Origin of the sequence: Collinsella sp. AF19-1LB (assembly GCF_003459655.1) — a bacterium.
In the GTDB taxonomy this organism is placed as follows: domain Bacteria; phylum Actinomycetota; class Coriobacteriia; order Coriobacteriales; family Coriobacteriaceae; genus Collinsella.
In genome coordinates, this window is the sequence record NZ_QRWO01000003.1 from 87,468 (window position 1) to 97,303 (window position 9,836).

The 9,836-nt window shown below is 58.1% G+C and carries 9 protein-coding genes; 7 read left to right on the plus strand and 2 right to left on the minus strand.

Annotated elements, in window-relative coordinates:
* Positions 1-44: 44 nt before the first annotated feature.
* The gene (locus tag DWX39_RS01770; protein ID WP_117758293.1) at positions 45-2,285 is read left to right on the plus strand and encodes a DNA gyrase subunit A; all 2,241 of its coding nucleotides are present in this window, start codon (positions 45-47) and stop codon (positions 2,283-2,285) included.
* 247 nt (positions 2,286-2,532) lie between these two features.
* Positions 2,533-3,627 (plus strand): ATP-binding protein, encoded by a 1,095-nt coding sequence (locus DWX39_RS01775; RefSeq protein WP_117758294.1) that lies wholly within the window; start codon positions 2,533-2,535, stop codon positions 3,625-3,627.
* A 108-nt stretch (positions 3,628-3,735) separates the two neighbouring features.
* Here the strand turns inward: DWX39_RS01775 and DWX39_RS01780 are convergent, their stop codons facing one another.
* Complete coding sequence (locus DWX39_RS01780; RefSeq protein WP_117758295.1) at positions 3,736-4,266, minus strand: flavodoxin family protein; 531 nt, start codon at positions 4,264-4,266, stop codon at positions 3,736-3,738.
* A gap of 289 nt (positions 4,267-4,555) precedes the next feature.
* On the opposite strand from DWX39_RS01780, the gene DWX39_RS01785 reads away from it, so the two are divergent.
* Positions 4,556-6,289 (plus strand): DUF262 domain-containing protein, encoded by a 1,734-nt coding sequence (locus tag DWX39_RS01785; RefSeq protein WP_117758296.1) that lies wholly within the window; start codon positions 4,556-4,558, stop codon positions 6,287-6,289.
* 9 nt (positions 6,290-6,298) lie between these two features.
* Complete coding sequence (locus tag DWX39_RS01790) at positions 6,299-6,643, plus strand: DUF6508 domain-containing protein (protein WP_117758297.1); 345 nt, start codon at positions 6,299-6,301, stop codon at positions 6,641-6,643.
* A 224-nt stretch (positions 6,644-6,867) separates the two neighbouring features.
* Here the strand turns inward: DWX39_RS01790 and DWX39_RS01795 are convergent, their stop codons facing one another.
* Positions 6,868-7,428, minus strand: a complete 561-nt coding sequence (locus tag DWX39_RS01795) for a TetR/AcrR family transcriptional regulator (RefSeq protein WP_117758298.1) — start codon at positions 7,426-7,428, stop codon at positions 6,868-6,870.
* Between the two features lie 143 nt (positions 7,429-7,571).
* Here DWX39_RS01795 and DWX39_RS01800 point away from each other — a divergent pair, with 143 nt between their 5' ends.
* The 3 genes from DWX39_RS01800 to DWX39_RS01810 all read left to right on the plus strand — a co-directional run.
* Positions 7,572-8,537 carry an NAD-dependent protein deacetylase gene (locus DWX39_RS01800; RefSeq protein WP_187361923.1) on the plus strand — a complete coding sequence of 322 codons (966 nt, stop codon included), beginning with the start codon at positions 7,572-7,574 and terminating at the stop codon, positions 8,535-8,537.
* A gap of 3 nt (positions 8,538-8,540) precedes the next feature.
* Positions 8,541-9,239, plus strand: a complete 699-nt coding sequence (locus tag DWX39_RS01805; RefSeq protein WP_117758299.1) for a hypothetical protein — start codon at positions 8,541-8,543, stop codon at positions 9,237-9,239.
* Positions 9,227-9,836 (plus strand): NAD-dependent protein deacetylase, SIR2 family (locus DWX39_RS01810; protein ID WP_117758300.1); only part of this gene is annotated, 610 nt, incomplete at its 3' end. The genes DWX39_RS01805 and DWX39_RS01810, both read left to right, overlap by 13 nt.

The window sequence follows — 9,836 nt, forward strand, 5'->3', positions numbered from 1 at the left end:
AGCAAATCGATAACGACGGCCTATAAGAAGTTCAAGAGGAAATCGTGGCAAAGAAGAAGACGAAGAACCAGCCAAAGAAAAAGCAGGTCAACGCCGAGAACGTCATCGGCCTGCACTCCGAGGTCACCGACCAGCCGATTACGCAGACGCTCGAGGTCAACTACATGCCCTACGCTATGAGCGTCAACGTCTCGCGCGCATTCCCCGAGATCGACGGCTTTAAGCCCTCGCACCGCAAGCTGCTCTACACTATGTACAAGATGGGCCTGCTCAAGGGCGAGCGCCAAAAGAGCGCCAACATCGTGGGTCAGACCATGAAGCTCAACCCGCACGGCGATGCCGCGATCTACGAAACGATGGTGCGCCTGGCGACGGGCAACGAAGCGCTGCTTGCCCCCTTCGTGGAGTCGAAGGGCAACTTTGGCAAGTACTATTCGGGCGACCTGAGCTACGCCGCCTCGCGTTACACCGAGGCCAAGCTCTCCCCCATCAGCGCCGAGATCTTCAAGGACATCGACAAGGACCCGGTCGACTTCGTCGACAGCTACGACGGCGCCATGAAGGAGCCGCGCCTGCTGCCCACCACGTTCCCCAACATCCTTGTCTCGGCCAATAAGGGCATCGGCGTCGCCATGGCGTCCGACATCTGCGGTTTCAACCTCAACGAGGTCTGCACCGCCACGATGCACTACCTGCAGGATCCCGACTGCGACCTCCTCGAGTACATGCCCATGCCCGACTTCTCGACCGGCGGCGAAATAATCTACCGCCGCGAGGAGATGGAAAAGATCGTCGAGACCGGCCTTGGCAGCTTCCAGATTCGCTCCCGCTGGCGCTGGATTCCCGAAGAGCGCATCATCGAGGTCTACGAGATCCCCTACACCACCAAAACCGATGTCATCATCGAGCGCATCGTCAAGCTCTCCAAGGAGGGCAAGGTCAAGGAGATCGCAGACATCCGTGATGAAACCGACCTTTCGGGCCTGCGTATCGCCATCGACCTTAAGCGCGGTGTCGACCCCGACAAGCTCATGGCCAAGCTCTATCGCTCGACCACGCTGCAGGATTCGTTCTCGTGCAACTTCAACGTACTGGTCGATGGTTACCCTCGCGTTATGGGCGTGCGCCAGATCCTGCACGAGTGGGTCAAGTGGCGTATTGAGTCCACGCGTCGCCGCATTAACTTTGACCTGGGCAAAAAGTCCGAGCGCCTGCACCTGCTGCACGGCCTTGAGGCAATTCTGCTCGACATCGACAAGGCCATCGCCATCATCCGCGGCACCAAGCTCGAGGCCGAGGTCGTGCCCAACCTCATGCGCGGCTTCGACATCGACGAGACTCAGGCCGAGTTTGTCGCCGAGCTCAAGCTCCGCAACATCAACGAGGAGTACATCCTCAACCGCACCAAGGACATCGCCAAGCTCGAGGGCGAGATTGCCGAGCTCGAGGAGATCCTCTCCAGCGAGGAGAACATCAAGAAGGTCATCAGCGACGAGCTGGCCGCGGTCAATAAGAAGTACGTGATGCCGCGCCGCACGGGCAGGATCGAGCCCCATGAGGTTATCGAGGTAAGCCTGGAGCCCGAGGTCGAGGAGTACCCGGTTACCATCATGCTTTCGCGCGATGGCTACCTCAAGAAGATGACGGACCGCGTGCTCAAGAAGGCGACCACGCTCAAGTACAAGGACGGCGACAAACCCTTTATCGAGTTCCCGTCCTCCAACACGCACGAGCTGCTGGTCTTTACCAACAAGAGCCAGGTGTACAAGTGCAAGGTCGCGGCGTTTGAGGATACCAAGTCGGCCCAGCTGGGCTCGTACCTTCCGACCGATCTCGAGATGGAACCCGACGAGAGCGTCATCTGGGTCATCGACCCCGAGGACTACAAGGCCGACGTGCTGTTTGTCTTTGAAAACGGCCGCGTGGCGCGCGTCGCACTTGCCGGATACGTCACCAAGACCAACCGCAAGCGCCTCAAGAACGCCATCTACGGTGGCAGCAAGCTGCTGTATGCCCAGGTGCTCAAGGAAGATCGCGACATCGCGTTGGTCTCGAGCGACTATCGTTTGATGAACTTCAACACGTCGCTGCTCAAGACCAAGACGACCACCAACACGCAGGGCGTCCAGGCCTTTACGACCAAGAAGGGCCGCTCGGTCACCACCGTCGGCACGACCGAGGAGATTCTTGGCGCCGGCGTCTCAGCCGAGAAGTTCACCGCGCAGAGCCTTCCCTCTGCCGGTGCCCTCATGAAAGAAAACGACATGCCGAGTTTGTTTGACTAGGTACCACGGCAACGAGATCGTTAGATACTTCGCAAAGCGACGAGGCCCGGAACGCAACGGCATTGCGCCCGGGACTCGTCGTTTTTCTTCTCAACTATTTTTTAACGCAGATAAATTGATTTCTGCTTATTTTTCTGCGTAAAAAATGTCAGCGTCACTACTTCGATGCCCTTTGGTCAGTCGTTAGCAAAACTTGCAAAAGTTAGCAAAACTTGCAAAAATTAGCAAAACCTGCAAAGGAGCTACCATGGAGTACAGCAAGAACCCCTTTACCCCAACATTTGGAAGCGTCCCTCCCTTTCTAGCGGGTCGCGAGCATATCCTGCGCGACATCAACCGTGGCTTTATCAACGGCCCAGGAGATCCCAACCTGTCGACCATTTTTACTGGCGCAAGGGGAACGGGCAAGACGGCACTTCTCTCGCTCCTTTCAGAAACAGCGCTTGAACACGACTGGATCGCAGCAAATGTCTCCGCCATGCCAGGCATGCTCGAAGATATTATCGAGCGAACCAAAGAAGCCGCAGATAGCTACCTCTCACAGCCCCACGCGCGCATAAACGGTGTTCAAATTGGCCCAGTGGGCATCGATTGGACATACGCTCAAGAGGCTCAGGGCAACTGGCGCACGCGCATGAATGGCATCTTTAAGCAACTCGAAAAACATGACATCGGACTTCTCATCACCATCGATGAAGTAACCGTCGATCTCGAAGAAATGCTTCAATTTGCCTCTGTTTACCAGCACTTTGTACGCGAAGGTAAAAAAGTTGCCCTACTCATGGCAGGACTGCCCTACAAAGTATCGGCGTTGCTACGTAACGATTCCGTCTCGTTCCTCAGACGCTCCCAGTATCATCAGCTGGGACGAATCACTGATGTTGAGATTGCAAATGCATTTCGTAAAACCATTGAAGCAGGAGGACGCTCAATCACGCCAGAAGCGCTCGAGGATGCCGTGAAGGCCGTCGACGGATTTCCCTACATGATGCAGCTCGTCGGATATCGCACTTGGGATGTTTCGGAAAACTCGCCCCAAATCAGTACATCCGATGTCCAGCAGGGTTCTCTGCTTGCCCGTATGGAGCTGCGCGATCGTATTCTCGAAACGACCTATCAGGAGCTTTCCGATAAAGACATTGAGTTTTTGCTCGCGATGCTGCCCGATTCTGGCCCCAGCAGGGTCTCGGAGATAGCCAAACGCATGGGCGTCGCCAGCAACTACGCAAGCCAATACAAACGCCGCCTCCTCGAGGACGGCGTTATCGGGGAACGTGGACGTGGCCTCGTCGGCTTCGACATCCCCGCGTTCAGGGAATTCTTGAACGAGAAGGCGTTTTAGCACACCGGAATTGTCCGCGGGAGCATCGTTGCATGGCAATCAGCAATCCTCTTGGTAAGGGCAGCAAGCATTTCCGCTTGTGCTGATTGCCACGCGTTCTTCTTGTCCTTAGGCAAGCTTGCGAGCGAGCTCTCGCACCTCTTCCAGCTTGGGCGAGGAGGCCATGCTGTCGCGCTCGGTCATACCGCTGATGGTGACAATGCCCTGGTCCTCCCACTTGCAGTATGCGCACGTGGACTTGTACATGGCGATCGCCGCATCATAGACGCCCTCGCTGTGGCTATCGAGCAAAAGGGCCGTCTTGGTGAACGGGAAGCCCGTAGCACCGAAGGCGTACAGGCGGTCGATGACAGCCTTCTCCTGCGCAGTGATATCGAACCAGTAGATAGGCGAGGCAAAGACGACCATATCTGCGTCTTTCAGCAACTCGATCACGTTGACCATGTCATCCTTCTGCACGCAGACGCCCTCATGAGCGAAGCAGTACTGGCATCCCAAGCAGCCGGCGATCTTCTTGCTGGCAACGCGGACGACCTCGACCGTATTGCCGCCCTCACGCGCGGTCTCGGCAAACGCCTCGACCATGGTATCTGTATTGGCGCCCTTACGCGGGCTACCGCTCAATACAACGATATTCACAAGAATCTCCCTTCTTCATGCCGCAGGCGCGCGGCACACATTTTGTTGTAACCAAAACGGATGGAGCTATTCAGACGTCTGTAGATCGCATCTCTCGCTCGCGCTCTCCAAAGAAGGTGCAAGCAGAAGCATCACGGACATTAATCAGCGCCGATATGGATCACGACATGAAACCGTAAGGGTTGGCCAGAGGTTGCCAGATTCAGTAGCTCGCAGCAATAGAGCGAATGACGACTTCGGCGATATAATCCGTGTCATCTTGATTGTTCCCGCGCGGAAGGTACAGCTCATGTCCAAGCTCAACATCGACCAGCGATCGATTCGCGATCTTCTCACCGATAAGCGATCAGACTTCCTCATCCCCGACTACCAGAGGCCCTACGCCTGGGGCGAGGACGAATGCGCAACGCTGTGGGATGACCTATTCGCGTTCGCTTTTCCGGGCGATGACTACGAGCGCTTCGACAGCGAGAACGACGAATACTTCCTAGGACCCATCGTCACCTTTAAGAACCTCTCTGGCCAACTCGAAATCATTGACGGCCAGCAGCGCCTCACCACCATCATGCTGCTGCTCCGCGCGTTCTACGACAAGTTCACCAACATGAAGGATAAGCAGTCTGTGAAGATGCGCGAGGCAATCGCCCGTTGTGTATGGAAAACCGACGAGTTCGACGAGCCCGACATGGAACGCCTCAAGATCGACTCCGAGGTTGCATCGGACAACGACAAGAATGAATTCCTCGAGATTTTACGAGAGGGCAATGTAGGCGATGGCTGGAAGAGCGCCTATGCCCGCAACTTCGCTTTCTTCCAGAGGAAAATTGAGCAACTGGTGAGCGAGTGGCCCACCTACACCGTCTACATGGCCACACGCGTCATCAACAATGTGATACTGTTGCCCATTGAAGCGGAATCGCAGGACACCGCGCTACGCATCTTCTCGACTCTAAACGACCGAGGGTTGCCTCTCTCGGATGCCGACATCTTCAAGAGCCAGTTCTACAAGCATTATTCCGACACGGGGCGCAAGGACGAGTTCATCCGTCGCTGGAAGGGACTCGAGGAGGGAGCGAACGCTATCTTCCGGCCCATGCGCGGCACACCAACCGATGAGCTATTTACGCGCTACATGTACTACCGCCGCGCGAAGAAAGGCATCCGCGACACGACCACCGCATCGTTGCGCGACTTCTTCGGTGCCGATGGTTACGCCATGCTCAAGGAGGACGCCACGCTCGCCGATCTCGAGGCGCTGCTCGGCTTCTGGAAACGCGTCGACGCGCAGGAAGGGTTCAGCGAGCGCGTGCTCCGCAGGCTCTTCGTGCTGAACTACGCCCCCAACGGCATGTGGACCTATCTGCTAAGCGTCTGGTTCCTTGCCAACAGCGACAGCAAAGGTGTCCTCGATGACGAGGCACTCTACGGCTTTCTAAACAAGATCACGGCATTCATTTTCGCCTACGCCATTGAGCGACCCGGCGTGAACGCGCTGCGTTCGCCAGTGTATCCCGAGATGATCAACATCGTGGAGCACCGCCCGGTGGAGTTTCCTAACCACCACTTCAATCGCGCAAATATTGCTGAGCGATTCCGAACCTACGTGTTCACCAACGGCAGGCCTGTAACAAAGTCCATACTCACTTGGTGGGCGTACGCAGACCCAGATCAACCACTCATGGACCTAGACACCACGCTCGAAATTGAGCACATCTATGCCAAGAAGCGCAACGAGATAGACCCGCTCGTCGATCAATCCAGCCTGGAGGCGCTGGGTAACAAGGCGCTGCTCGAGAAGCGTGTAAACATCCGCGCGGCCGACTACAGATTCTGCGATAAACGCAAATACTATGAGGGATACACCGACGGCAATGGCAAGCGCAAAGCCGGAACAAAGATCACGGAACTCAAGCGCCTGGCACAAGTCATGGGAGACTTCACCGAAATAGACATCGCGACTCGCACGGCACGGATCATCGATGCCTTCGTGGACTACCTGGGCGACAACGGACTTTTGAGCTAAGGAGCGAACATGTTCGAAAGACTAACCAAGTACGCTGGCAAGCTGGCGGACAGAAACATGAATGTCGAGTTTGGGGGCGGGACGTTCGGACTCGAGGATTTCGTCGACGATTTCTATGGACTGGACGGGTTCGCGGACACCAGCTACTTCGAGACGCTTGAACGCCATAGCATCGACACCTCGGAAGGTATAGACAGCTGCGACATCGACCATGGGGACATTGACCTGATACGTGCATGCATCACGTGGTGCGTTCGTGGCGACCGCTTTTGCGACGGACTCCTTGCCGCGCAAGCTAGGAGCGGGTTTCTGGACCGCTGCCTCTCCCGGCTGAAGGAGCTCGACGAGGGCTGAACGGCAGCCACGAAGACGTCTGGCGCTGCGACAGCACGGCGATGCGACAATGCCATGCCGTCCACTCCGTCATGCCACCAAATCAAAAGCGGAACCAACGCTCAATCTTGAGATGCGTTAACCAAAGGACTCACGTTTCTGCCGGGAAGTCGAGAACGCGGGGCACACTGTGGCGCTTTATCCTCAGCTCATAGCTGCACTGCTTACTTGAAATGAACCCGTGGTCAAGATGAACTACGAGAATCATAGCGGGCAGACACCGCCCGCATGCCCCCTTCGGAATAGGCGCTGAGCAGCTCCTGAGCGTGGGCAAACTCGGGCCCTCGCCTCCAACCGAGCAGGCGGTTGACCGCGAGATTTCCCTGGACGTTGTGGACGAAGAGCAGATAGGCGTCCTCGCGCGAAAGCCCAGTCTCCTCCATGATCGAGGGAATCATCTGCTCGGCGCCGCGCTCGACGACGCGCTGTGCCACCCGGGCGTACGCGTCGTCATCCGAGTAGAGCAGATAATAGTCATCGTTTGCCGGCGGACGCTGGCAGAGGGCACCCGCCTCCGTTCCCTCGAGCGGCGGCACCGCCGCCAAGGCCTCGTCGATAAGCGCGTCGAGCAGGGCGAACTTGTCCTCGTAGTGCAGATAGAACGTGCCACGGTTGATATCGGCGCGGCGGCAGATATCCGCTACCGTCATCTTCGCGAAGCCGACCTCGGCCAGCAGCGCGAAGAACGCCTCCCGTATGACCGAGAGTGTATAGCGTCGGCGACGATCGATCTTCCCCGCTTCCATTACCCCTCCAATTGCAACGCTCGACAATGCCCGGCAAACGCTCGTTTATCGACAGCAGGCCGAAGCTGTTCATTGCTCTTAAGCAAATCGACATGGATACTTTTTATAGACACCTGTTTATAATAGCTGAAAGAAGGTATCCAGTGACCCTGTACGAGCAGCTCGTTATCGAGCTCACCAACCAATCGTTTTCCCTTCAGGCCGCCTACCGCAGCGGCGGCACGCCCTATGAGCTGAGTGACCGCGAGCCCGAGCCCTACGACCAGCAAATCAGGGACTTCGCCCGCATGATCGAGGAAGCCGATTGCGTGCTGGTGGGCGGGGCCTCTGGGCTCTCCGCGGCGGGCGGCGGCGACTTCTATTACGAGGACAACGCAACCTATCGCAGGCATTTCGGCAAATTCGCCGAGCGCTACGGTTTCAAGGGCGCTTTCGAGGGGTCGTTCTACCGCTGGCCCACCGCCGAGGCGCGCTGGGGATACCTCGCCACCTTCCTCGACACCACGCTCAACGCCCCGCTGCGCAAGCCCTACAGGGACCTCGACACCATTCTCGCCGAGAAGGATTTCTTCGTGCTCACCACCAACCAGGACACGCAGTTTGTGAAGCTCTATCCCTGGGAGAAAGTGGCAGAGATCCAAGGCGACCACCGCTTCTTTCAGTGCTCCCACTGTTGCACCGACGAGGTGTGGAACGCGGTCGAGCCGGTCTCCCACATGGTAGAGGCCATGGGAGACGGTCTGGAGGTTCCGACAGAGCTCGTGCCGCGCTGCCCGCACTGCGGAGCAGAGGCGTTCCCCTGGGTTCGCGGCTACGGCAACTTCCTGCAGGGCGAACTCTACGAGGAGCAGTACCGCAAGGTGTCCGACTGGCTCGACGCGCACGCACGGCAGAGGATCCTCTTCCTCGAGCTGGGTGTGGGCCGCATGACGCCCGCGTTTATCCAGGAGCCGTTCTGGGCCCTAACGGCGCAGTTACCGCAGGCCAGCTACATCGCCGTAAACAACAAGACGCAGTTTCTCCCCCGCGCGATCGAGGATCGGGGGCTCGCCGTTCGCGCCGACATCGCCGACGTGCTCGCCGACGTGCGCAAGACGCTGGGGAGGTAGCGCATGGAGACGGCGAAAGCAGTTCGCATAGGCAGGGCGCTAGCCGAAGCGGATCTTGTCATCATCGGCGCTAGCAACGGACTCGACATGGCGGAGGGGCTCAACCTTTTCTGCGCCGATGCTCATTTCCAAGAGGCGTACGGCGACCTCGCTCAGGCAGACGGCATCGGCTGCATACTGCAGGGGCTCGCTTCCCCGGATGCCAGCGTGCGACGCCGATGGGCCGAGCGGTTCCATCAAAAGGAGTATCTCGAATATGAGCCCGGCTCGCTCATGAACGGGCTGCGGCGTCTTACGGAGCACGCCGACACCTTCGTGGTCACATGCAACATCGACGGGCACTTCGCGCGCGCCGGGTTCGACGAGGAGCGCGTGCTCGAGACTGAGGGGAGCACGCGCACGTCGGTTGACGAGCGGCGCCTCGCCCATCCAGACGCCCTCGCCATGACCCAGCTCGAGGAGCTCGAGCGCCTTGTGCAAGCCCATCGCAACGGCAGGGTCGCCATCCTCGAACTTGGCGTGGGACTGCGCAACGGCATCATAAAGCACATGCTCGCCCAGATCGCGAACGTCTGCGAGCACGCCACCTACATCGTGTTCAACTACAGCCAGGCTATGGCGCCCGATGCATCGTGCGAGACGATTCTCGTTGACGGCGATATGGCCCCGGCTTTCGAGGAGATTGCCCAATGCCGTCTCTAGAGAGGGAAGCGTATAGGCTTCGAAGCCTTATCGACGATGCCGACGCCATCATCGTCGGCATCGGCTCGGGCATGTCAAGCGCCGCCGGGTTCAACCATTACAACCGCGCAGGCATGGCGCGCGCCGGAATGACGGACTGGCAGCAAGCCTTTGGCTTCAAGAGCCTTTTCGACGGCTTCTACCACCTCTACCCCAGCCTCGAGCAGCGATGGGCATACTATGCGCGATACATCGACTTCATGCTGCGCGAGCTGGCCTCGCAGCCCTATCTCGACCTACGGTCCCTCATCGGCCATAAGGATTACTTCATCCTGAGCACCAATGTGGACACCCAAGTCGAGAAGACGTTTCCCGACGAGAGAACCTGTAACTATCAGGGAAGCTTCGCGCACCTTCAGTGCAAGCAGCCATGCTGCGACGAGCTCTTCGACGCGAGCCCCTACGTCGAACGCATGCTCGCGGGCATGGCGGGGTTCGAGGTCCTCAGCGAGGATATCCCCCGATGCCCGCATTGCGGCTGGCAGCTTGTGCCGTGGGTGCGCGACGACACGTTTCTGCAGGGTGCGGCCTGGCGCGAGAGCCTCGGACGATACGAGC